We start from the raw sequence: 26,543 nt of genomic DNA, 5'->3' as shown, positions 1-26,543 counted from the left end.
TCAATAGGCCATCGACTTTTTAGCCCATTTGCCGGAAGTAGCAAATGGGAAAATAAGTATCTAATAACTCAAAAAGAAACTTAACCATTTTAATCCAGTCGATGTTAGCTTCTTTGCAAAGCTAGTGGGAAAAACCTGCACTTTTGCAGGTTTTTCCAGTGCCAGGCCGTCCTTGCGCCATCCCGCTACAGCGACGCAACCCGTGCTGGAGAGGCATGGGTCGTGGGGCGGCCGCTGCCGCTTTGCGGCTGTCAAGTTTTCGCCATACCGGCGGCTGCCGTATAGGCGGTTTCTTTTTCGGCATTTTTCCCCTATCTGGAATATTTTGTGGGCAAAACGTCAACACTGTTTAGCAGTACTTCAAGCTGCAATTTGCGGTCTTTGCTTCATACATTTCCAGGAGGGGTAGAATGACTATGCTTAAAAAAGGGCTTGTGAGTTTGATGTGTTGGCAGCTGCTCGCGCTGCTGCTGATGCCGGCGGCTTTTGCCGAAGAAAAGAAGGCGGAGCCGGTCGATTTGGCGCCGAACGCGCAATCCGCCGTACTGATGGACGCAGACACGGGTACGGTCATCGTCGATAAAAATAAGGACGCCAAGCTGCCTCCGGCGAGCATTACGAAAATTATGACCATGCTGCTGATCATGGAGGCGCTCGATCAAGGCAAAATCAAAATCGATGAAAAAGTCCGGGCTTCCGAATATGCGGCTTCCATGGGCGGATCGCAAATTTTTTTGGAGCCGGGCGAGGAAATGACGGTCCAGGAAATGCTCAAAGGCATTGCGATGGCTTCCGGCAATGACGCTTCCGTTGCAATGGCCGAGAAAATCGCCGGCTCGGAGCCAAATTTTGTACAAATGATGAATGAACGCGCACAGCAGCTTGGAATGAAAAATACGCATTTTTCAAATTGCAACGGGCTGCCTGTGGATAACCACTATACAAGCGCCCAAGACATCGCGACGATGTCGAGGGAACTGCTCAAGCACGATGAGATTACGAAATTTACCGGGGTATATCAGGACTATTTGCGCAAGGATACGGCCCATCCTTTTTGGCTGGTGAATACGAACAAGCTGGTTCGGTTTTACACGGGCGCGGACGGCCTGAAAACCGGCTATACGAGCGAAGCCAAGTTCTGCCTGTCGGCGACGGCCAAGCGGGACAATCTACGCGTCATTGCGGTCGTGATGGGCGAACCGAACACGAAGACGCGCAACGCCGAGGTTACGAAGCTGTTCGATTTCGCTTTTGCCCAGTACACCAATTATCCGCTGTTCAAATCCGGCGACGACCTGGGCAGCTTTAGAATCAGCAAAGGCGAAGTCACATCCCTGCCTCTCGTAGCGAAGCAAAACTACAGCATTTTGATGAAAAAAGGAGAGCCTTCGCAAAATATCCGGCACGAGCTGCAGATCAACCCTAATCTGAAGGCGCCGATCCGGGCGGGGCAGTCTATCGGCAAAATCGTCGTATACAACGGCGAAACCGTGATGGCCGAGTATCCGCTGGAATCGCCGCTTGCCGTCAATAAAGCGTCCTGGTGGAAGCTGTTCAAACGGACGACTTCCAACCTGTTCCATACGAATTAACGGCCGGAATCACGAATAAACTCGCTTTTTTACTAGTTTTAGCGCTTTTCTTCTAGTTTTGTCGGGTGGCAGGAACTTCCACTTCCTTTGTAGAAATCTAGTCTTCATGACTGGGAAGGAGTGAGCAAGGTTGAGCCTGCAAATTGAATTCGAGCAAGGCCGAAGAGCGCTGATTGTCAGATTGAAAGGCGAGCTGGATCATCATACGGCAGACGGCGTGAAAGCGAGGATGGAGGAAGCGATCGCCAAGGAAGATACGCGCCATGTCATTCTGAGCCTGAAGGAGCTCTCCTTTATGGACAGCTCGGGCTTGGGCGTCATTCTCGGCCGTTATAAGCAAATAACGGGCAAGGGCGGCAAAATGGTCGTATGCGACGTAACCCCCGCTGTATATCGCCTGTTCGAACTGTCCGGTTTATTCAAGATCGTATCGATACAGGACAACGAAAGATCTGCGATCTCCAGTCTGGAGGTTGCGCTATGAGCGATAAAAACTTTATGACGCTGCAATTTTCCAGCCGTTCCGAGAATGAGGCTTTCGCCCGGGTAGCGGTGGCTGCGTTCGTCTCGCAGCTGGACCCGACGCTCAACGAGCTGACCGACATTAAGACGGTCGTCTCCGAGGCGGTGACGAATTCGATTATTCACGGCTATGACAACCGGCGCGACGGGGTCATCACGATTACGACCCAGATCGAGGACGACATCGTGCATATTACCGTCGAGGACAGCGGTTCGGGCATCGAGGATCTGGAGCAGGCGAAGCAGCCGTTGTACACCTCCAAGCCGGAGCTGGAGCGGTCCGGAATGGGCTTTACGATTATGGAAAATTTCATGGACGAAGTGGAAGTTGTGACGGCTGTCGGAATCGGAACCAAAATTAAAATGATGAAGCGAATTGAATCTAAAAAAGCTTTATACAATTAGGGGTTTGATATATGGACGTCGATTTGAAACACGCCTCTCACAGTTATTTGGACGACAGTGAAGTCAAACGGTTAATCGCGCTCAGCCAATCCGGAGACGGGCTTGCCCGAGAGACACTTGTTAGCTGTAACATCCGACTGGTTTGGTCTGTAGTTCAACGGTTTTTGAACAGAGGATACGAAGCCGAGGATTTGTTTCAAATCGGTTGTATCGGACTGCTGAAGTCGGTCGATAAATTCGATTTATCGTATGACGTTAAATTTTCCACCTATGCCGTGCCGATGATTATCGGGGAAATTCAACGGTTTCTTCGCGATGACGGAACGCTGAAAGTGAGCCGTTCGCTGAAGGAGCTGGCGAATAAAATCAGGAAGACGAAGGATGAGCTGTCCAAACGGCTCGGCAGGCTTCCGACGATCAAGGAAGTGGCCGAAGAGCTGATGATTACGGCGGAGGAAGTCGTCTTCGCCCAGGAAGCGAACAAGCCGCTGTCGTCGATTCATGAGACGGTATTCGAGAACGACGGGGACCCGATCACGCTGATGGATCAGATTTCCGACGATTCCGGGGAAAAGTGGTTCGAGAAGCTGGCGCTCAATGAAGCGATAGGCACGCTTTCAGAGCGGGAGCGACTCATCGTCTACCTGCGGTATTACCGCGACCAGACGCAATCGGAAGTGGCAAGCAGGCTGGGCATTTCCCAAGTGCAGGTGTCGCGGCTCGAAAAGAAAATTTTACAATCGATCAAAGATCAGATTGCTCAATAACCGCCGAAAACGTTCTCCTTTGCGAGGGCGTTTTTTTTGTGCGCGGATGCGTAGTTTACCTGCGGCACAATCCGCCACAATTCGTCAATTGTTTGGGTTTGTTTGGGTATAGATTCCTGATTTTAGGTCAATTGCCTTGCTCATTAGAAATCAAGTAAGATCTTGCTTACATAGTGCCGTTTCCGTATAATTTAACTTGCATAATCCAAAAAAAGTAAAGTAGGTGCCGAATGAGTGACGTAAAAATGAGTATGTATCCGAGCACCCAAGTATTGGACGAAAGCGCGGTTTTAGCAGCAATGGAGAGGTCACTGGCCATGATCGAATTCGACACTCAAGGAAAAGTGCTGTGGGCCAATGATAATTTTGCTCGGGCAATGGGATATGATGCAGCCGAAATGCCCGGATTGATGCATCGGCAATTTTGCACACCGGCGTTTGCAAACAGCTCGGAATACACGGCGTTTTGGAGAAGTTTGAACAGCGGGCATCCCGTTCAGGAAAAAATATTGAGGGTCGACAAAGAGGGGCGTCTTCTCTGGTTTGAGGCTACGTATACTCCGGTTTTTGATACGGAAGGCAAGGTGCAGGCCGTCATAAAAGTGGCTACGGATATTACGGCCCGGGAAAATGCCGCCACCCAAGTGACAAGCGACCTGCGGCAAATGGCCGAAGATCTCTTGAACCGCGCGGAAGCGGGGATTTCCCGAAGCCATGAAATTGCAGCGGCCATTGAACGGGTCGTTAAGGAATCCATTGAACATACGCAGGCGCTGCAAGTGCTGGAAAAGAGAGCCGATGAGGTTCGCGGCATTTTGAAGACGATCCGCGATATCGCATCGCAGACGAATTTGCTTGCCTTGAATGCCGCGATCGAAGCCGCCCACGCCGGAGAGCACGGGCGCGGCTTTAACGTGGTAGCCGATGAAGTTCGGAAGTTGGCCAAGCAGACGGAAGATGCGGTGAAGGAAGTGAATGCCAATCTGGAAGGCATCGCCGCCCAGGTTGGCGAAATCGCCAAGGGGACGAAACGTTCGCAAACGGTCATCGCCGACAGCCGTCAGCGCATCGAGCAGGCCGTCGGAGAATTTACCGGCATCGGGCAAGCCGCGCGCCAGCTTGACCATCAAGCGAAGGCGTTGGCGGATATGCTGCAATGACACGAAGCAAGCTGAACTATCACCGCGCCCGAATGTTATGGGAGTTCCGTAAATAAAATTTAAAATGCACGTAAAGAAAATGTCCCCGAATACAAAAAGGGGACATTTTTATTTAAATAAGACATGAATAACGAACTAGACAAAAAATGACAAATTACGAGTTTGTCCAACATTTGACAAAACAATAGGTAAATAGTAACAACTTTAGACTAATTTTGTTAACAAATAAATGACTTGACCGAAAACAATTCTCTGGGATAACATGGAAATGTCAGAAAATACCTAATACCCAATAATAAAGGAGAGAGCAAATGAGCAAGAAATCTTACAACATATTGGACGTAATAGCATCATATTAGTTGCAATGGAATTATTTATGAATTATCGTTTGTCATTTGCAATGGGTGTGAAATTGGCGATTGTGTGAGCAAAGCCGGCCTCAGGGCGCAGGTTTTTAAAATATTTTCGTAAGAACGGTTCGAACAACGATTCACATGGAAAAGGAGGATACCGATTTTCATTGGCGGTTCTGGAATTCCTGCGGCCGAATATGAAATATAGAATGCAGGTGCAAGCGAAATCATAGCACTATCATAGCACTGGAGGGAATTTATACACTTATCGTTGCGGTTTCGGGTAAAAGCGGATATGGAACATATTTATTGTGCGTTAGTACTGGGATAAGTCTGTCTATTTAACCGGACAGCATCATCCTGAAAAAAAAGAATAGGGGAGTGTTCCATGAATTTGTTTTCACAACTGAATTCCTGGGTTTTTCATGCCAATCCGCAGTCGAATGCAGATATGCGATTGTTTTGTCTGCCTTATGCCGGCGGAGGCGCATCGCTGTACAGAGCTTGGGGCAGAACATGGCCCCGGAACATTGATGTTTGCCCGATTCAGCTCCCGGGCCGCGAGAATCGCGGGTTGGAGGAGCCTTTGGCGGATCTCAAACATGTCGTGCAAACGTTAGCCGGAGTGCTTCAGCCGCTGCTGAACAAGCCGTTTGCGCTGTTCGGGCACAGCATGGGCGCTTTACTCTGCTATGAACTTGCACAGGAGGTGAACAAGCGTTACGGCGTAAGCCCTGAGCGGCTATTCGTTTCGGCCTGCACGGCTCCGCAACTTCGTGTAGAGGAGAAAGAGGTGCATCTGCTGCCGGAAAAGGAGTTCAAGGAAGAGCTTCGCGTCTTGAACGGGACGCCCGACGAACTGCTGCAAAACGACGAGCTGATGGAAATTTTGCTGCCACGACTGCGGGCCGACTTTGCCATCTGCGAAACTTACCGTTACAAGGCCGAGCTGCCGGTTTCTTGTCCGGTAACCGTGTTCGGCGGTTTGAAGGATACCGGCGTTAGCCGGACGGGTTTGGAAGGATGGAAAGAGCGGGTAAGCGGTCCGTTTGCTCTGCATATGTTCGAGGGAGACCATTTCTTTATTCACGAAGAACTCGAATCTCTCAAAGCTTACATGCTGAGGGACCTGGCGGAAACCCGGGTTTTGGTTCCCGCAACCGGGCGGGAAGCTGTTTTACACAAAATTTAGACACGCTTGCTTCACGATATGATAGTATCTATTTGTATTAAATCCCATAATATCAAAAATATTACTTCTAAGATGCGGCATGGATGAATGCGTCAAAAAACAATTGAAACCAGCGGAGGGTGCGGTGAAATGAGTATTTTTGAACAATTGGAGTCCAATGTAAGATCGTATTGCAGAACTTTTCCAGTGACATTCGACCGGGCAAAGGGGGATTTGTTATATTCGGATAACGGGCGCGCCTATATTGATTTTTTCGCTGGCGCGGGCGCTTTAAACTATGGGCATAATAACGATTTTATAAAAGACAAAATGATTGACTATTTGCAAAAAGACCGCATCATGCACGGTTTGGATATGTACACGAAAGCGAAGGAGGAATTTATCCTATCTTTCTCCGAGCGCGTACTCCAGCCACAGCATTTGAACTACAAGCTTCAATTTTGCGGCCCGACCGGTACGAACGCGGTGGAGGCGGCGCTGAAGCTGGCGCGGAAGGTGACGAAAAGAACGGGAATTTTCGCATTCATGGGAGCTTTCCACGGCATGTCTCTCGGCAGCTTGTCGGCCACGAGCAATAAATCGCTGCGGGCCGGTGCGGGTATGCCGCTCGATCAGGTCACGTTCATCCCGCATCCCGGCAACCCATACGGAAGCGTGGATTCCCTGGCGTATATGGAGGAAATTTTGCTCGATTCGCATTCCGGCATTGATAAGCCGGCAGCCGTTATCATCGAAACGATCCAGGCGGAGGGCGGTGTCAACCCGGTAAGCCCGGACTGGTTGAGAAGCCTTCGGGAGCTGTGCAGCAGACACGATATATTGCTGATCATCGATGATATCCAGGTGGGATGCGGCCGAACGGGCTCGTTCTTCTCTTTTGAACATGCAGGAATCGTTCCGGACATGGTTACATTGTCCAAATCGATTAGCGGTTACGGGCTTCCGATGTCGCTGCTGCTGCTTAAACCGGAATTGGACGAGTGGGGGCCCGGCGAGCATAACGGAACATTTCGCGGGAACCAGCTTGCGTTTGTCGCCGCCCAGGCAGCGCTGGAATTCCGGGACCTGGTTCAACTGGACGAGCAAGTGAAGAAGAAGGAAATGTTCGTAAAATCGTTTCTTGAGAATGAAATCAAACCTTTAAATCAAACTATTTCCATCAGAGGACAGGGGTTAATTTGGGGCATTGACGTTTCCGGCTTTGCGGACGAAGCGACGGCGAAGCTTATGACCAACTTGTGCTTCGAGGACGGTCTTATTATCGAGCGCGCCGGTAGACAGGATACCGTAATCAAGCTCCTTCCACCGCTAACCATTTCGATGGAAAACTTGAAAACCGGCTGCGAAATTATTAAACACGCCATGCAGCGGGCAGTCGGCAAACTTGAGTTCGTAAACAGTTAATTGTGTGAATAAGGTATTTTCAGTGATCGGGGGAGTACCACTTTGACCAAACGCATACCGGTATTTCGCAGATTAATACGTTATGTCAAACCGTATTCTTTCTGGGTCGCAGTTACGGTAGTTGCATCGCTTATTTTGGCTGCATTAGACATTGTGCTCGGCAAGTATATCGAACGAATGGTTGACGGGACGGTCGGTTCACTAACTGAAATTGTGTTCTTGATCTCAGGAATGATTGTGATCGGTCTGCCTTTCAGGTATCTCATCAAATACGCTTCGGCCAGATTCAGCGTGAAGGCGCTGCGCGACTTGCGGAGTGAATTGGTGGGCAGAATCAGCCGCCTGCCGGTTGAAACCGTTGAACGCAATTTATCCGGCGATCTGGTCTCCAGATTGACGAACGATACGGGAGTGCTGCAAAACTTTTTTATTCAGCATTTTGCGAATTTGTTTTACTTGCCGATCGTTTTTGCCGGGGCGTTGGTCATGCTGCTGCTCACAAGCTGGAAGCTGGTGCTTTCCACGCTCATCCTGCTTCCGGTCGGCATGGCGATCGCCGCTTTGTTGACGAATTCCATGCGCTCTTTTTCCGAGAAAGTGCAGCAAAATATGGGTCAGCTCAATGCGCTTGCCCAAGATGCGGTCTCAGGCCTTGCCGTCATCAAGGCGTTTCAGGCGCAAGCGTATTTTTTTCAAAAATACAGCAACCTGATGAGGGACACCGTCCAAATGAGCTTGCGTCTGGAAAAAAGGTATGCCGCTCTCGGCCCGATAGCGATCTTCTTTCTTGCTGCGCCTTTCGTATTTGTTATCGTATACGGCGGCCGTTTGATCGCGCAGGGCGAGCTGGATGCCGGCGGCATCATTTTGTTCCTGTACCTGCTCGGTTTTATTTTGCAGCCGGTCAGTATGGCTCCGACCATGCTCGGGCAAATTCAGGAGGCCTTGGGTGCCGCCCGCCGTTTGTTCGAAGCTTTGGACTGGCCCGTGGAGGCGGATGGGACGCCTGTGCAGGAAGCCGATCTTACGGGCGATCCGGTCGTTTTCGACAACGTATCCTTTAGCTATGACGGGCAGACGAACGTGCTGAACGAGGTAAGCTTCCGGCTGCGGCAGGGGGAAACATTGGCGGTCGTCGGTGCGAGCGGAGGCGGCAAGAGTACGATTTTCAAGCTCCTTTGCCGTTTTTACGAACCGGAACAAGCCGGCAGTGTGAAATTGTTTGGCCGCCCGCTTTCCGACTGGAAGCTGTCCGAACTCCGTTCCTGCCTGTCGGTTGTCGCACAGGACACGTATTTGTTCCCGGTCACGGTGGCCGAGAACATCGGTTACGGTCGGCCGGACGCCACGCGGGAGGATATCATTGCCGCAGCGAAAGCGGCGAACGCGCATGAGTTCATTATGCAGCTGCCAAACGGCTATGACACGCTTCTTGGCGAGCGGGGCGGCGGCTTGTCGGGAGGGCAAAGGCAGCGCGTCGCCATCGCGAGAGCGTTTTTGAAAAAAGCGCAGCTGCTGCTGCTGGACGAGCCCACATCCGCGCTCGATACGATGTCCGAAGCATTAGTCCAGCAAGCTTTGAAGCAGTTGATGACGAACACGTCGGTTATCGTCATCGCGCACCGCCTTTCGACGGTGAAGCAGGCTGACCGCATTGTGGTCCTCGATCAAGGGACGATTGCGGAGAGCGGAACGCACGACCAGCTGCTTGAGCTTAACGGCGTGTATAAAAAGCTCTATTTGCATCAGCTTTCCCTTACGGAAACGGAGCCGGAAGGCGAAGAAAAGTCTCGAGAAAGGGGGGCTGCTTATGCCGTTCCGTCAGGCCTTCGCTGATTTTCGCCAACTGATGTCATTTATTAAACCTCAACGAAACATGTATGTTACAGGGCTTGTCGGGGACAGTTTCGTGAATGCGAGTCTGACGATTGTGATGTCCTTCGTCATCCAGCATTTGCTTAATTATGCGCAATCCGGCCGAACGGACGAGCTTACGCGGGCGGTGCTGCTCGTTAGCGTGTCCGTGGCGGCGCTAAGTCTTTTGTCGCCCCTGTTCAGCTATTTATTTCTCCGCAGTATCAAAATAACGCTTGGTCAAATCCGCACGAGGCTGTTCGGACACATTGGAGAGCTTTCCTACCCGGCTGCGGAGCGCCGTCATTCAGGGGACCTGCTTTCCCGTTTAACCAATGACGTGCAGACGATCGAGCAGACCTACAACGAGCATTTGAAATCGATCGTATCCCAAATCATTACTTTTGCAGGCTCAATCATGGTGCTGATCGTTGTCGATTGGCGCTTCGCTTCGGTGCTGATCGTGCTCAGCCTGTTCACCGTGCTTTTCAATACGCAGTATGCAAAGCCGATGCGCAAAATCAGCGATAAGCTGCAGCTTCAAATGAGCGCATTTACGGAGCGGATGGGCGACTTGATCGCCGGATTGCAGGTCGTCAAACTGTTCGGTTTGTCAAACAGGGTGGGACGGCGCTGCGAAGAGATGAGCGAAGACATCTGCGAGTCAGGCATCAAGCAGGGGCACCAGTCCGGGCTGCTTGAGGCGGGCAACTTCCTAATCCAGTTTCTGAGCATGGGCGGCATGCTGTTCATCGGATTGTTCCTCGTATCCAAACAGCAGTTGGAGCTGGGTGTGCTTGGTCAAATCGTTCATTTGCAAAGCAACATTTCGCGTACGTTTTTTCAGCTCGGAGCGGCTGTAGCGTTGATACAGAACTCTTTTGCCGGCGCTGCGCGAGTCACGGAAATTTTGCAGGAACCGACAGAAGGGGAGCATGCGAGGAGGCAGGTTCTGCCTGCCGATCCGGATAAAGGTTCGATTGCCGATGTGACGGGCGGAGAGCCGGCGGCTGTTGAGCTGAGCGGCATTTCGTTCGGCTATGAGGCCGAGCGGCCCGTGCTTCGCGATTTGACTTTGAGCGTGCATGAAGGCTCCGTAACAGCGCTCGTCGGTCCGAGCGGAGGCGGCAAAAGCACCATAATGAAAGTATTGCTGGGGCTGTATCCGCCGAGCGGAGGCATGCTGAAAATAAACGGGAAGCCGGCGGCGCAGTATTCGCTCGAAGAGATCAGAGGGCGGATCGCCTATGTGCCTCAGGAGGCGTTCCTGTTTCACGGCACGATCGCCGAAAACATACGCATCGGCCGGTTGGATGCCGGCGACGATGAAGTGGAGCGGGCGGCCAGGGCGGCCAACGCGCATTCGTTTATTGCCGAGCTCCCGGACGGCTATAACGCTGTCGTCGGCGAGCGGGGAGCCAATCTGTCCGGCGGCCAGCGTCAGCGGATCGCCATCGCCAGGGCGCTGCTGAAAGATTCGCCGATTTTATTGCTGGACGAAGCGACCGCTGCTTTGGATCCGGTGTCGGAGCACGAAGTCCAGCTCGCGCTGGAGACGCTCATGGCTAACCGAACGACGCTTGTGATCGCTCATCGGCTGAAGACGATCGAAAAGGCGGATTCAATTTGCGTAATTGCCGGCGGCCAATTGGAAGAACAGGGCACACATCAAGAACTGCTGGATAAGGACGGCTTGTACGCCGAACTTTACAACCTGCAATTTCATTCGCATTCAGAGAAAGAGCCGGCCTAGGAGTCTGTCCGACGGGTTGCTTTTGTGCAAACCTTCTACGGAGTTCCTCGGACAGACTCCTCACACATAGAAGGGGCTGTCCCTGGATTCCATCTTTATAATTTGACAGGAGTGTGCGTGCGTATCATGAGTCGTGAATTAACTAGCAAAAAGCGTGTCAGTCCCAAATCGCGTCAAACATTTGCATTAACACAACCGCAGCAGCGCATCTGGTACATGGATATTATGAATCCCGGCACAAGCATCTCGACGGTGACGGTGACGGTCCGCATTCGAGGCCGCTTCGACGCCGATGCGTTGACTCGCGCCATTCATGAAGTGATCCGGCAAAACGATGCATTCCGCATCCGGATTACTACCGTTAACGACAATCCGCAGCAGTATATGGAGCCGTTTTCGCCCAAGGAGATTCCCTGGGTCGATTTCTCCGGCGAGGACGATAGCGTTCAGTCCGCATTAGCGTGGGTATCCCGGCACATTCGGCAGCCGATGGAAATGGTGGAAGCGGATTTGTACGAGTTCGTCATTTTGAAAATCAGCGATGACGAGCATTGGTATAACATCAAAACGCACCATATCGCAACAGACGGCGTCTCGACGAATGCGGCGGTCAACTGGATTACGCAGTTTTATTTGGAATATTTAAAAGGGGTAGAGCCTGGCGGTGACAAGCGTCCGGCGTATATAGACTTTTTACAAACGGAACAGGACTACGAAGCATCGGAGCGTTATCAAAAAGATAAAGATTACTGGTTCGAAAAATTCCGGACTTTGCCGGAGGCGCTCGGATTAAAGCTGTACAATCCCGTCGCTATGAGCACGGAAGCGGTCAGAGCGACAGTGCAAATGTCCGATGACATGTTTCAAAATGTCAAAGACTTTTGCGCAAACAACAATGTGAGCTTGTTTACGTTTTTCCTTGGCGCGTTTTATATCTACATGCACAAAGCAACCAATCTGCAGGATATTGCGATCGGAACCGCATACGCCAACCGGACAACGAAGAAAGAAAAAGAAACGCTGGGTATGTACGTCAGTACGGTCGCCACACGCGCATATGTCGAGCCGGCGGCCAAGCTGACGGCTTTCCTGCAAACCTTAAGCAAGGAACAGGCGGCGATTCTTCGCCATCAGCGCTATCCGTACAACAAGCTGATTCAGGACTTGCGGGAAATTCACAACTATCAAGATATTCAGCGGCTTTTTGGCGTCAGCGTTCAATACCGGACACTCAGCTGGCTGGAGAACGAAGAGATCAGCTATCAAGTGGACACCCCGTTCGCCGGGCATACCGGCAATGACTTCGATGTCCATATCGTGGAAATGCTCGACGATCAGCAGTTTCTTTTGCATATCGACTATAGAACGCAGTTGTTTGACGAGGACGAAATCGCACAAATTTTCAAACAGTATTTGACGATTGTCGAACAAATCACGCAGCAGCCGGAGAGCGCAATCGAGCAGTTGTCCCTGATCGGCAAAGAGGAAGCGGACACGGTACTTACTGTGTTCAACCGGGCCGACGTGCCGTACGCCAAAGACAAAACGATTCACCAATGGTTCGAAGAACAAGCGGAACGCACGCCGGATCATGCGGCCGTCGTCTTCGAGAACGAGCGTTTGACGTACCGGGAATTGAACGAGCGGGCCAACAGGCTGGCCAGGACGCTGCGGGCCGAAGGCGTCGGACCGGACCGGTTGGTCGGACTTATGACGGACCGGTCCCTGGAAATGATCGTCGGTATTTTGGGGATTTTGAAAGCGGGAGGCGCCTATATCCCGATCGATCCCGAATATCCGGAAGAACGGATCCGCTACATGCTGGAAGATTCGGGAGCCGGGCTGCTGCTTATCAAGGAGCATTTGCGGAATCAGGCGGCTTTCGGCGGGAAGATTCTTTCCCTGGACGACGTCGGCGTGTACCATCATGACGGTTCGAATTTGCAGCACATTGTACAATCGGACCATTTAGCCTATGTCATCTATACATCCGGAACGACCGGCAGGCCGAAAGGGGTTATGGTCGAGCATCACGGGCTCGGCAATTTGAGAACTTTCTTCGAACAGGACCTGCGTATCGATGCGAGCGACCGGATTATCCAATTCGCCAGCTTTTCATTCGATGCTGCGAGCTGGGAAACTTATATGGCTTTATTTTTCGGCGCTACGTTATACCTGCCTTCGTCTTCGGTCATCTTTAACTACCGCTTGTTTGAAAATTATATGACCGAGCATGGAATTACCGTTGCGACATTGCCGCCGACCTATGCGGTTTATTTGGAGCCTGAGCGTTTGCCAAGCTTGAAGAAGCTCATTACGGCCGGTTCGGCTCCTTCCGCAGAACTTGTTCAAGCATGGAAAGATCATGTAGAGTATTTCAACGCCTACGGTCCGACGGAAGATTCGATTTGTTCAACCCTTTGGGCTTATCAGGAGGAGCTGAGCAGCCAGAAATTCGTTTCAATCGGCCGGCCGATATGCAATCACCAGGTTTACATCGTCGATGCGAACCATCATCTGCTGCCTGTCGGCGTGGCGGGCGAGCTGTGCATCGGAGGCGAAGGGCTCGCCAGAGGGTATCTCCACCGTCCGGAGCTGACCGAAGAGAAGTTTGTGCGCAGCCCGTTTGTGCAAGGCGGGCGCATGTACAAAACCGGAGATTTGGCCAGATGGCTGCCTGACGGCAATATCGAATATTTGGGACGGATCGACCATCAGGTCAAAATTCGCGGATACCGCATCGAACTGAGCGAGATCGAAGCGCAATTGATGAAAGGAAGCTCCATGCAGGAGGCTGTTGTTGTCGCTTTGGATGACGAACACGGCCAGAAGCAGCTGGCGGCTTATTTTGTCGCGGGCACTCAGGTGCCGTCCGGCGAATTGCGCGCGCTGCTGGCGCAGGAACTTCCCGCTTACATGATTCCGTCTTACTTCGTGCAGTTGGAACAAATGCCGCTTACGCCAAACGGAAAAATCGACCGCAAAGCGCTGCCGTCGCCGCAGGAAAGCGCGCAAACCGGTACCGAGTACGCTGCGCCCCGCACGCCGATCGAGGAAATGCTCGTTTCGATGTGGCAAAAGGTACTGGGTGCGGCATCGGTGGGCATTTACGATAACTTCTTTGAGCTTGGCGGCGACTCGATCAAGTCGATACAAGTGTCTTCCCGCTTGTTCCAGGAAGGATACAAGCTGGAGACAAGAGATTTCTTCCAGCATCCGACGATTGCGGAACTGAGCCCGAGGGTGCAATCCGTGCACCGGACGGCCGACCAGAGCGAAGTCACAGGCGCAGTCAGGCTGAGTCCGATCCAGCGGTGGTTCTTTGAGCATCAAACGAGCGATACGCATCATTTTAATCAAGCGCTGATGCTGCTGCGCAAGCAAGGTTTTGATGCAGCCGTCCTGCGTAAAACGGTGCAAAAGATCGCCGAGCACCACGACGCGCTGCGCCTCGTTTTCCGCCAAGGGGCTGGCGGCGAATACGAAGCGCGGAACCGCAGCTTGAACGAAGGCGTGCTGTTCAGCCTGGACGAGTACGATTTTCGCGACGCAGCGGACTGCGGTTCGCAAATTGAAGCCATAGCAAACGAACTGCAAGGCAGCTTCGATTTGAGCGAAGGCCCGTTAATGAAACTGGGCTTGTTCCACTGCGCAGACGGAGACCATCTGCTGGTCGTTATTCACCATACGGCGGTTGACGGCGTATCGTGGCGCATCTTGATGGAAGATCTGGCCAACGGCTATGAACAGGCGGCCAAAGGAGAGGAGCTGCGGCTTCCGCTTAAGTCGGATTCGTTCCAATTGTGGAGCGAGCGCCTGGCCGAGTATGCGAACGGTCCGGACATGGAATCCGAACTGGCCTACTGGAACGGCAAGCTTCAAACGGGCATGCCGTCGATTCCGAAGGACAGGGACGAGGAACACAACGCTGTCAGCGACAGCGCTACCGTGACCGTGGAATGGACAGAGCAGGAAACGGAGCAGCTGCTGAAACACGTCCATCGCGCCTATCGCACGGATGTGAACGATTTGCTGCTGACGGCTCTCGCCTCGGCGGTACAAGCCTGGTCCGGCTTGGAGCGAATCGCCGTCAATCTGGAAGGGCACGGCAGAGAGGATCTTTTTGCGGATCTTGACGTATCGCGGACGGTAGGCTGGTTTACGAGCCAATATCCGGTCGTGATTGACATGGATCCGGGCCAGGATGTGACGAAGCGGATCAAGAACGTCAAGGAAGAGCTGCGCCGCATTCCCCGCAAAGGCATCGGCTACGGCATGCTGCGTTACTTGAGGGGGAATGGCGAACTTTCGCTTTCGGCAGGCCAGCAGCGTCAGCCGGAGATCGGATTTAACTACCTGGGCCAGTTTGATCAGGATTTAGCCGGCAGCGGCCTGGAATTTTCGCCTTATTCCGTAGGAGCTTCCGTCGGCGGGCAAGCCAAAAGGCATGCTGCGCTTGATTGGAACGGCATGATTTCCAAAAGCGTGCTGACCTTTACCGTCAGCTATAGCATAAAGCAGTATGAGCATGCAACGGTCGAGCGTTTGGCCGGACTGTTCCGCGAAAGTCTTCGCGTTATCATCGCCCATTGCCTGTCGCAAGAGCGCACGGAGCTGACGCCAAGCGATGTCACGCTGCAAGGCTTGACGATCGAAGAGCTGGAACGGTTTACCGAAGCGAGCCGTCCTGCCGGAGAAGTGGAAGATCTTTATCCGCTTTCCCCGATGCAGAAAGGGATGCTGTTCCATTCGTTGATGAACCCGCAATCGGGATCTTATTTCGAACAAGCTTCTTTCGATTTGCACGGCGCATTCCATACGGAAATATTCGAGCAAAGCCTGGATTCGTTGATCGGGCGGCATCCGATTCTGCGGACGAATTTTAACAACAGTTGGAAAGATCAGCCTGTACAGGTCGTATTTAAACATAAAAAGGTGCAATTCCGCGTCGAAGATTTGCGCGAGCATGAGGAAGAGCAGCGCCAGGCGCTCAAAGCGGCAGCCATCGAGCAGGACAAGCGTCAAGGCTTCGATCTGACGAAAGATACGCTCATGCGCGTCACCGTGCTCAGAACGGGCGACGAAAATTACTATGTGCTCTGGAGCTTCCATCACATTATTATGGACGGCTGGTGCTTGCCTTTAATGGTGAAGGAAGTGTTCGATACGTACTTCGCTATATTGGAGCGCAGGCAGCCTGTACTTCCGGAGGTCGCGCCTTACAGCACCTACATTTCGTGGTTGCAAACGCAGGATAGCTCCGAAGCGGCCGACTACTGGCGCGCCTACCTGGAAGGATATGAGCAGCAGGCTGTGCTGCCCAAGTCCGATTTGGTCCATCGCGAAGAAGGTTATGCTGCCGTTAAACGCACATACACGATAGGCCGTGAGCTTACCGGACGAATGAACCGGACGGCGAGAGGGCAGCAGGTGACGATCAATACTTTGCTGCAAACCGTTTGGGGCGTTATGCTGCAAAAATACAGCAACAGCCGGGATGTCGTCTTCGGCAGCGTCGTGTCGGGCAGATCGGCGGATATCGCCGGCATCGAAACGATGATCGGGTTGTTTATCAATACGGTGCCGGTGCGCATACGCTGCGAAGCGGAGACATTATTCGCCGACCTGCTGAAATGGAACAATGAACAAACGCTGGATGCGCGCGAATTCGAAACGTTCCCGCTTTATGAGATTCAAGCTTTAACGGAGCTCAGGCAGGACCTCATCAACCATATCATGGTGTTCGAGAATTATCCGGTCGAGCTGAATATGGAACAGTCCGGCAGCAGCGGTGAAGCCGGCTTTACGATTGCCAACGCCGCAATGAGCGAGCAAACGAATTACGATTTCAATCTTTGCGTTACCCCGGGTGAAGATATCCGCATTGACTATGAATACAATGCGTTGGCTTTTGACGAAGCAAGCATTGCGCGCATTCATGGACATTTGCTGTACATGCTGGAGCAAATTGTCGACAATCCGGCACTCCCTGTGTGCGAGCTGAAGCTCGTGAACGCGCAGGAGATGGCGGTGGTCGTAGACGCGTTCAGCGGCAAGGGCGCCGAGGGAGAAGAGCTGCTGCTTGAAAAACCGTTCTGCGCCTACGTCGAAGAGCAGGCGCAAAAAGCTCCCGGGCATATCGCCGTCATCTATGCCGGCAAGCAGCTGACTTACCGCGAATTGAACGAGCGGGCGAACCGTCTGGCCGGCAAATTGCGCGATCTGGGCGTCGGGTGCGAGACCGTGGTAGGGATTCTTGCAGACCGCTGTGCGGAGTTGGTCGTTGCCTGTCTGGCTGTCTGGAAAGCGGGCGGGGCTTACGTTCCGCTGGATCCGGATTATCCTGCCGACCGCATTCAATTTATGCTGGAAGACAGCGCTGCGGCTGTGCTTTTGACGCAAACGCATTTGCTGCATGTGGCGCAGTCCGGGCAGTCCGGCGAGCAGCAGGCTTCGCGCGCGGTTCTTTGCCTCGACGATGAAGCGAGTTATACCGGCGACCCGGCTGACCGGCCTTCCGTCAATGAGCCGCACGATTTGGCTTATGTGATCTACACTTCGGGTACGACGGGGCGTCCGAAAGGAGTGATGATCGAGCACCGCAGCTTCGTGAATACGGCGGTTGCCTACCGCAGGGACTACCGGTTAACCGAGTTCCCGGTCCGTCTTTTGCAGCTCGCCAGCTTCTCCTTTGACGTATTTACCGGCGATATCGCCCGGACGCTTTTGAACGGCGGGACGATGGTTATCTGTCCGAAGGAGGACAGAATCGATCCGGAACGTTTATACGGGTATTTGCGCGATCACCAGATTACGGTTTTCGAATCGACGCCTGCACTGATCGTGCCGTTTATGGAATATATGGCAAATAACAATCTGGATATTTCTTCCATGGAGTTGTTGATTACAAGCTCGGACAGCTGCAGCGTGCTGGATTACCGGAAGCTTCAGGAGCGTTTCGGCGGACACATGCGCATTATTAACAGCTATGGTGTAACCGAAGCGGCCATCGATTCCAGCTTCTACGACGAGCCATTGGCGAAGCTGCCTGCATCCGGCAGCGTGCCGATCGGCAAAGCGCTGCTGAACGCCCGCTTTTACATTCTCGACGCGCATCTGAATCCGGTGCCGGTCGGCGTGGACGGCGAGCTGTGCATCGGCGGTCCTGGCGTCGCCCGCGGTTATTTAAACCGTCCGGAGCTTTCGGCCGACAAGTTTGTCGCCAATCCGTACAAGCCTGGAGAAAAGCTGTACCGCACGGGGGATTTGGCGCGTTGGATGGCGGACGGCAACGTGGACTTCATCGGCCGGATCGACCATCAGGTGAAAATTCGCGGATACCGCATTGAGCTCGGCGAAATTGAGTCGGCCATGCTCCGCTGTCCCGGCGTCCGTCAAGCCGTAGTGACCGATCTGACGGATGAACGCGGAAACAAATATTTGTGCGGCTACGCCGTGCCTGAGCAAGATGGCGATCTCGCTTCGCTGCAAGCGCATCTCCAGCAGGTGCTTCCGCCTCATATGGTGCCGGCGCGCCTGATGCTGCTGGAGCAAATTCCTTTGACGCCGAACGGCAAAGTGAACCGCAAGGCGCTGCCGGTTCCGGAGGAGCCGGTTCATGCCGGCGGCAGCTACGAGGCTCCGCGTACGGCCGTGGAACAGACGCTTGCCGCGATTTGGCAAGACGTGCTGGGCGTGCGGGCTGTAGGCATCCGCGACAATTTCTTTGAGCTTGGCGGCGACTCCATCAAAGCGCTGCAAGTTTCTTCCAGGCTGCTGCAAGCCGGCTACAAGCTGGAGATGAAGGATTTGTTCCAATATCCGGCGGTGGCGGAGCTGAGCCCGCGCATTCGTCCGGCCGGCCGCATCGCCGATCAAGGCGAAGTAACCGGAAGCGTAGCCGCTACGCCGATTTTGCGGGCGTTTTTCGAACAGCAGCATGGCGATGCGTACCATTACAATCAGGCCATGATGTTTTACCGCCGGGAAGGCTTTGACGAAAAGGCTTTGCGCCGGGCAATGGCAAGCATTACCCGACATCACGACGCCCTGCGGATGGTAGTGCGGGTAAATGAACAAGGCCATGAGCTTTGGAACCGCAGCGTTCGCGAAGGGGAATTGTTCACTTTAGATACGTTTGATCTGAAGCATGAAACGGGAGCGGATACCTCCGCAAAAGTAGAAGCTTTGGCTAACCGAATTCAATCCGGCATTCAGCTGGAAGCGGGACCTCTTGTCAAGCTGGGGCTTTTCCGCTGTACGGACGGGGATCATTTGCTGATGGTCATCCATCACGCGGTTGTCGACGGCGTTTCGTGGCGGATTATTATCGAAGATCTCGCAGCGGGCTACGATCAAGCCGTTAACGGAGAGGCGATCCGCCTGCCGCAAAAGACGGATTCCTTCCAACTTTGGTCGGCAAAACTGCTCGACTATGCCAACAGCGCAGCCATCGAGAGCGAGCGGGCGTACTGGGAAGGGGTCAGCCAAACCGAGGTTGCTCCGCTGCCTAAAGACAAAGAATGTCCCGTTACGCTGCTCAAGGACAGCGAACTGCTGATTGTCGAGTGGAGCGAGCTGGAGACGGAGCAGCTCTTGAAGCCTGTTCATCGCGCGTACAACACGGATATGAACGATCTGCTGCTTACGGCGCTCGGTATGGCTGTTAAGGATTGGAGCGGAATCGGTCGCCTTCTGGTAAATCTGGAAGGTCACGGCAGAGAATCGATTATACCTGACATCGATATCGCCCGCACGGTCGGATGGTTTACAAGCATGTTCCCGGTTGTCATCGATGTCGCAGGCACCGGGCAGCTTTCGGAATCGATCAAGCAAGTCAAGGAAGGGCTGCGTCAAATTCCGCATAAGGGAATCGGCTACGGCATTTTGAAATATTTGAGCGGCCAAGGTTCCACGCGCGAAGCCGGACTGTCCGCGAAACCGGAAATCAGCTTCAACTACATGGGGCAGTTCGATCAGGATTTCGCGCACAGCGGCCTGATGAAGTCGCCGTTCGCCGAGGGCGATCACGTCAGCGGCAATGCGTTTTTGGAGCATAACCTGGATATTAACGGCATTGTGACGGGCGGCGTCCTGCAAATCATCATTCGTTACAGCAAAGGACAATACGAAGCCGGGACGATGGAACGTTTTGCGCAATCGTTAAAAGCGAGCGTCCGGCAGCTGATCGAACACTGCTTGTCCAAAACGTCGGCAGAGCTGACCCCTAGCGACGTGTCGTTCAAAGGTCTGACGATCCAAGAGCTGGACAAGCTGCAAAAGCAAACGTCCCGCCTCGGTGAGGTCGAAAATGTATACGCGCTGACGCCAATGCAAAAAGGCATGCTGTTCCACAGCTTGATGGACCCGCAGCTTGGCGCGTATTTCGAACAGGCAACCTTTGATTTGTCCGGAAGTTTTGATGCCGAAGCATTCCGGCAAAGCCTGGATATGCTGGTGCAAAGGCATGAAGCGCTGCGCACGAACGTTTACAGAGATTTCGCCGAAGAGCCGGTGCAGGTCGTTTTCCGCAGCCGTAAAGGAGCCCTTCATGTGGAGGACCTGCGCGGGCTGGAGGAAGCGGAGCTTCCCGCTTATTTGGAGGCGTTCGCCAAAAAAGACCGCGAGCTGGGCTTTAATTTGGAGCAGGACACGCTGATGCGGGTAGCGATACTGCGTACGGGCGAAGAGCGCTACAAATTCGTCTGGAGCTTCCATCATATGCTGATGGACGGCTGGTGCATGTCCTTGATGACGAAGGAAGTGTTTGACAGCTACTTTGCCATTTGCGGCGGCGCGAAGCTGCAGCTTCCGCCTGCGGTTTCTTACAGCCGGTATATCGAGTGGCTTGCCGAACAAGACCGCGACCAGGCGGCCGCGTATTGGAGCGAATATTTGCGGGATTGCGAAAGCCGCACGGCGCTGCCTGCCTCACTGCCTGTATCGGCTTCAGCGGAAGGCTACGAAGCGGCGAGACTCGATTTCAGTCTCGGACGCGAATTGACGGGCCGGATCGAACGGCTGGCGAGAGGGCAGCAGGTGACGGTCAATACGCTGATTCAAACCGTCTGGGGCATTGTTTTGCAGCGCTACAACCATCACCGGGATGTCGTGTTCGGCAGCGTCGTTGCCGGAAGACCTGCGGAGATTCCGGGCGTGGAAAGCATGATCGGCTTGTTCATCAATACGATTCCGGTGCGGATTCGCTCGGAGGCGGGCGAAGAACTGCCGGCGCTGCTCAGACGCGTTCAGGAGCAGGCGATTGCGTCCAACCGGTATGAAACGACGCCTTTGTATGAGATCCAGCATTTGTCCGAGCTGAAACAAGAGCTGATCGGCCATATCGTCGCGTTCGAAAACTATCCTGTCGAGCAGGAGGTCGAACAAGTCGGAAAAGATAGCGCACACCGCTTCTCCATCGCGAACGTGCAGTCGACCGAGCAAACGAATTATGACTTCAATCTGATCGTTATGCCTGGCGAAGACATTCTTATGCGGATATCCTATAACGCTTTGCGCTTTGACGAGGCGGATATTCAGCGGATTCGCGGCCATATCGCGCAGGCGATGGAGCAGATCGTCATCAATCCGAATGTCCGGGTGGATGAGCTGGAAGTCGTCACTCCGCAGGAGAAAGCGCAACTCGTGGGCGGGTTTAACCCTGCGCCATCGGCATATCCGCGCGAACGGACGCTTCATTCGTTGTTCGAGGAGCAGGCGCTCAGGCATCCGGACCGTACAGCCGTCGTTTTCGGCGCGGAACAGCTTACTTACGCCGAGCTGAACGCAAGAGCGAACCGCCTGGCCAGAACGCTGCGGGCGTCGGGCGTGCAGACGGAAGACTTCGTCGGTTTAATGACCGAACGGTCTTTGGAGATGATTGTCGGCATCCTCGCCATTCTGAAGGCCGGAGCGGCATACGTCCCGATCGATCCCGAATACCCGGAAGAGCGGATCCGCTTCTTGCTGGAGGATTCCGGCGCCAAAGTGCTGCTGCTGCAATCCCGCTTGCTGGAACAAGCGGCGTTTGAAGGCAAGCTCGTTCTGCTCGACGACGCATCGTCCTATGAGGAGGACGGCACGAATCTGAATGCGGCCGATGACGCCGGCAGTCTGGCCTATGTCATCTACACGTCGGGTACGACGGGCAAGCCAAAAGGAAACTTGACCACGCACCGCAACATTGTTCGCGTCGTCAAGCAGACCAACTATATCGAAATCTCCGAAGAGGATATCGTGCTGCAGCTGTCCAGCTACGCGTTTGACGGTTCGACCTTTGACATCTTCGGCGCGTTGCTTAACGGCGCGAAGCTTGTGCTCGTTTCCAAAGAACATTTCCTGGAAATGGAAAAGCTTTCGGATTTGATCGAACACGAGCAAATATCGGTCATGTTCATCACGACGGCGCTGTTTAACGTCTTGGTAGACGTGAACATTCAAGCGCTGCGGACGGTTCGCAAGGTGCTGTTCGGCGGCGAACGGGCATCCGTCAATCACGTGCGCAAAGCGCTGGACTTCCTCGGCGCAGGCAAATTGCTCCACGTGTACGGACCGACCGAAACGACCGTATTCGCAACGTTTTATCCGGTAGACCATGTTAACGAGCATGCATTGAGCCTGCCGATCGGCAAACCGATCAGCCACACCTCCGCTTATATCGTCAGCCCGGGCGGCACGCTGTGCCCTGTCGGGGCAGCGGGCGAGCTGCTCATTGCCGGCGACGGCGTGGCCAGAGGGTATTTGAACCGGCCTGACGTGACGGCCGACAAGTTCACGGACAACCCGTTTGTTCCCGGCGAGCGGATGTATCGGACGGGCGACCTTGCAAAATGGCTGCCTGACGGCAGTATCGATTTTGTGGGACGGATTGACGCTCAGGTGAAAATTCGCGGCTACAGGATCGAACTCGGCGAAATAGAAGCGCGGCTGTTAAATATAGCGGCAGTTCAAGACGCTATTGTTCTCGCGAGGGAAGATGCAGGCGGACAAAAATACATCTGCGCTTACTTCGTGGCCGATAGCGAGCTGGGTGCCGGCGAGCTGCGCAATGAAATGGCCAAAGATTTGCCGGCTTACATGGTACCGGCGCATTTCGTGCGGATGGACGAATTCCCGCTCACCGTCAACGGCAAAGTAGACCGCAAAGCGCTGCCGGCCCCCGAAGAAGGGCTGGAAGGCGGAGCGGACTACGCGGCACCGCGTACGGCTGAGGAGCAAACGCTGGCCGCTGTATGGCAATCCGTTCTCGGACTCAAACAGATTGGCATTCATGATAATTTCTTCCATCTCGGCGGGGATTCGATCAAATCGATCCAAGTATCCTCGCGCCTGCTGCAGGCCGGCTACAAGCTGCAAATCAAAGACCTGTTCCAGCATCCGACCATTGCGGAGCTCGGCCACCTGGTTGCCCGCGCCGGAAGCGACGTCTTCCAGGGGGATGCGGCAGGCCGTGTCGAGCTGACGCCGATCCTGCGCTGGTTCTTTGAGCAAGAGCAGGCGGAGCCGCACCATTTCAACCAGGCCGTCATGCTTTACCGGGAAGCGGGCTTTGAAGAAACGGCGCTGCACCGGTCGATCGCGAAGATCGTGGAGCACCACGATGCGCTGAGGCTCGTTTTCCGCAGCGCGGATCAAGGCATCGAGGCTTGGAACCGCAGCTCGGCGGACGGCGAACTGTACACGCTGGACGTATTCGACTGCAGAACGGATGCGGATTGCGCTTCCTTTATAGAAGCTCGGGCGAGCGAGATCCAGAGGGGCATGAACCTTGCTTCGGGGCCGCTCGTGAGGCTCGGACTGTTCCAATGCGCGGACGGCGACCATTTGCTCATAGCCATTCACCATCTGGCTGTGGACGGCGTGTCTTGGCGGATCTTGTTCGAGGATTTGGCCGCAGGCTACGAGCAAGCCGAGCAAGGGCAGGAGATACGTCTGCCGGCCAAGACGGAATCGTTCCAAACATGGGCGAAGCGGTTGAACGAATATGCGGGCAGTCAGGCTATAGAAGAAGAGTTCGCCTATTGGCGGCAAACAGGCGCCGCTGCGCCGCACGATACGCTGCCGAAAGACACGGCTAACCCCGGCGCTCTCGAGGTTCGCGACACCGGACTCCTGGCCGTTCAGTGGACGGAAGAGGAAACGAGACAACTGCTGCAACAAGCGAATCGCGCCTACAAGACGGAAATCAACGACTTGCTGCTGACCGCGCTCGGCATGGCGATTCGCGAATGGACGGGAATGGAACGCATCTATGTGAATCTGGAAGGCCATGGCCGCGAAGATGTGACCGGCGTCACCGATATTTCGCGGACGGTCGGATGGTTTACGAGCCAATTCCCGATCGTGCTGGATTTGGGCGAAGGCAGAACCGAAGCGCAGCATATCAAAACGGTCAAAGAGAGCCTGCGCCGCATTCCGAACAAAGGCATCGGCTACGGCATCATCCGCTATTTGTCCGCTTCCGAAGACAAGCCGGCCCTCCTGCAGGAACCGGAAATCAGCTTCAACTACCTGGGCCAGTTCGATCAGGATTTGCAGCACAGCGGCATGAAATTTTCGCCGTATTCCATCGGTTCCGTCGTCAGCGAGCGGACCAAAGTACAGCATCAGCTCGACGTCAGCGGCATGATCAGCGGCGGCGTTCTGGAGCTTGAGATCAGATATAACGGCCTTGCCTATCACAGGCAAACCATGGAGCGGTTCGCAGGTCTGCTGCAGGAAAGCTTGCGCCAAGTATTGACGCATTGCGTATCAAAGGAATATCCGAGCCTGACGCCGAGCGATGTGCTGCTCAAAGGCATCGAGCAGTACCAACTGGAGCAGATTGAAGACCAGACGCGGGCGATCGGCGAGATCGAAACCGTGTACGCGCTCACGCCGCTGCAAAAAGGGATGCTGTTCCACAGCATGATGGAGCCGCTGTCCGGCGCCTATTTTGAGCAGGCGACCTTTGATCTGGAAGGCGTCTTCCAAGTGGAAGCGTTCAGGAAAAGTTTGGATTTGCTCGTGCAAAGACACGCGATTTTGCGCTCCAATTTCTATGCAGGTCTTGGAGAGCAGCCGTTCCAGGTTGTATTCCGCGATCGGGCGGCCGGCTTCGCGTATGAGGATTTGCGCGCCATGGAGCGGTCCGAGCGGTTCGCTTATGCGGAAGCTTTTGCCGCCAGGGATAAGGAACGCGGCTTCGATTTGGGCGGAGAAGCGCTGATGCGCGTTGCGATTTTGCAAATCGACGATCGGGCGTACCGGTTCATATGGAGCTTCCATCATATTTTGATGGACGGCTGGTGCTTGTCGCTGATGACAGGGGAAGTATTCGGCAGCTATTTTGAATTTGCCGCTCAAAAGCAGCCTTCGCTGCCTCCGGTAACGCCATTCAGCACTTATGTGCAGTGGCTGGAGAGCCGGAACGCCGAAGAGGCTTCCCACTATTGGTCCGCCTATTTGTCCGGCTACGAGCAGCAAACGCTGCTGCCGAAATCGAATGTGTCTGGCGAGGAACGGCCTTACGCCGCCGAGAAACTGGTTTGCATGCTCGGCGCGGAGCTGACCGACAGCCTGAACGAGACGGCGAAACAGCAGCAGGTCACCATCAATACGCTGATGCAGACGGCTTGGGCGATTGCGCTGCAAAATTACAACAACGGCAATGACGTTGTGTTCGGCAGCGTCGTATCGGGACGCCCGGCCGAGATTCAAGGCGTAGAGAACATGATCGGCCTGTTCATCAATACGATTCCGGTCCGCATGCAGAGCGAGCCCGGCGAAACGGCCGCAGGCGTCATGCAGCGCATGCAGAAGCAGGCGCTGGAATCAAGCGCGTTCGATACGCATCCGTTGTTTGAGATTCAAGGCTTGACGAGCCAAAAGCAGGATTTGATCAGTCATTTGATGATCTTTGAAAATTATCCGGTGGAGCAGCAGGTGGAACAGCTTGGAGGCGGAAGCAAGGACGGCGGCTTTGCCATTAGGAACGCAGCTTTGTCCGAGCAAACGACTTACGATTTCAACCTGATCGTCATGCCGGGACGGGAGATTCGCGTCGATTTCGAATATAACGCGAGCGTGTACGATGCGCACGTCATCGAGCGGATACGATCGCACTATGTTCATCTTCTGGAGCAGCTTGCAGCGAACCCGTACGCAAAAGTGAACGAACTGGAGCTGATCGCTCCGGCGGAAAAAACGCTGATCATCCAGCAGTTCAACGACACGGCGGCGGCGTATCCGAACGATACGACGATTCACGCGCTGTTCGAAGAGCACGCTGCGCGCACGCCGGATAAGCCGGCGGTGCGTTTCGAAGACGCCGTGATGACTTACGGCGAGCTGGACGAGCGGGCGAACCGGCTGGCCCGCAAGCTGCGCGCCGCAGGTGTGAGGCCGGACGGCAAGGTCGGCATCCTGGCCGAGCGGTCGATGGAGATGATCGTCGGCATCTACGCGATTCTGAAAGCCGGAGGCGCCTACGTGCCGATCGACCCCGAGTATCCCGAGGAGCGGATTCGCTACATCCTCGAAGATTCCGGCGCACAGGTGCTGC

The 26,543-nt window shown here is 54.1% G+C and carries 10 protein-coding genes and 1 pseudogene; all 11 read left to right on the top strand.

Going from position 1 to position 26,543, the window contains the following annotated elements; all coding sequences use genetic code 11:
* The first annotated feature begins 416 nt into the window (after positions 1-416).
* Positions 417-1,592, top strand: coding sequence for a D-alanyl-D-alanine carboxypeptidase family protein (locus AC3G2T_RS37755; RefSeq protein WP_488438671.1), 1,176 nt, complete (start codon positions 417-419; stop codon positions 1,590-1,592).
* A 130-nt stretch (positions 1,593-1,722) separates the two neighbouring features.
* The gene (spoIIAA, locus tag AC3G2T_RS37750; RefSeq protein WP_474681487.1) at positions 1,723-2,076 is read left to right on the top strand and encodes an anti-sigma F factor antagonist; all 354 of its coding nucleotides are present in this window, start codon (positions 1,723-1,725) and stop codon (positions 2,074-2,076) included.
* Positions 2,073-2,519, top strand: a complete 447-nt coding sequence (gene spoIIAB, locus AC3G2T_RS37745; protein WP_474681486.1) for an anti-sigma F factor — start codon at positions 2,073-2,075, stop codon at positions 2,517-2,519. The genes spoIIAA and spoIIAB overlap by 4 nt, the downstream gene beginning before the upstream one ends.
* A gap of 11 nt (positions 2,520-2,530) precedes the next feature.
* The gene (sigF, locus tag AC3G2T_RS37740; RefSeq protein WP_474681485.1) at positions 2,531-3,286 is read left to right on the top strand and encodes an RNA polymerase sporulation sigma factor SigF; all 756 of its coding nucleotides are present in this window, start codon (positions 2,531-2,533) and stop codon (positions 3,284-3,286) included.
* 230 nt (positions 3,287-3,516) lie between these two features.
* Positions 3,517-3,912, top strand: a pseudogene (locus tag AC3G2T_RS37735) (PAS domain-containing protein); the annotation flags it as partial.
* Positions 3,913-3,951: 39 nt separating this feature from the next.
* Positions 3,952-4,446, top strand: a complete 495-nt coding sequence (locus tag AC3G2T_RS37730) for a methyl-accepting chemotaxis protein (protein ID WP_488438670.1) — start codon at positions 3,952-3,954, stop codon at positions 4,444-4,446.
* A gap of 741 nt (positions 4,447-5,187) precedes the next feature.
* A complete protein-coding gene (locus tag AC3G2T_RS37725) occupies positions 5,188-5,991 on the top strand; it encodes a thioesterase II family protein (RefSeq protein WP_474681484.1) in 804 nt (267 codons plus the stop codon).
* A gap of 129 nt (positions 5,992-6,120) precedes the next feature.
* Positions 6,121-7,395 (top strand): diaminobutyrate--2-oxoglutarate transaminase, encoded by a 1,275-nt coding sequence (gene ectB / locus AC3G2T_RS37720; protein ID WP_474681483.1) that lies wholly within the window; start codon positions 6,121-6,123, stop codon positions 7,393-7,395.
* A gap of 42 nt (positions 7,396-7,437) precedes the next feature.
* Positions 7,438-9,231 carry an ABC transporter ATP-binding protein gene (locus tag AC3G2T_RS37715; RefSeq protein ID WP_488438669.1) on the top strand — a complete coding sequence of 598 codons (1,794 nt, stop codon included), beginning with the start codon at positions 7,438-7,440 and terminating at the stop codon, positions 9,229-9,231.
* Entirely contained in the window at positions 9,206-11,002 is a 1,797-nt protein-coding gene (locus AC3G2T_RS37710; RefSeq protein WP_488438668.1) for an ABC transporter ATP-binding protein, read from the top strand. Before AC3G2T_RS37715 ends, AC3G2T_RS37710 begins: the two co-directional genes overlap by 26 nt.
* A 126-nt stretch (positions 11,003-11,128) precedes the next feature.
* A partial coding sequence (locus tag AC3G2T_RS37705; RefSeq protein ID WP_488438667.1) for an amino acid adenylation domain-containing protein occupies positions 11,129-26,543 on the top strand: 15,415 nt, incomplete at its 3' end.

The organism is Paenibacillus sp. sgz302191 (genome assembly GCF_057749925.1).
Note: the sequence above shows the minus strand (reverse complement) of the source record. Positions and strands in the feature narration are given on the sequence as shown.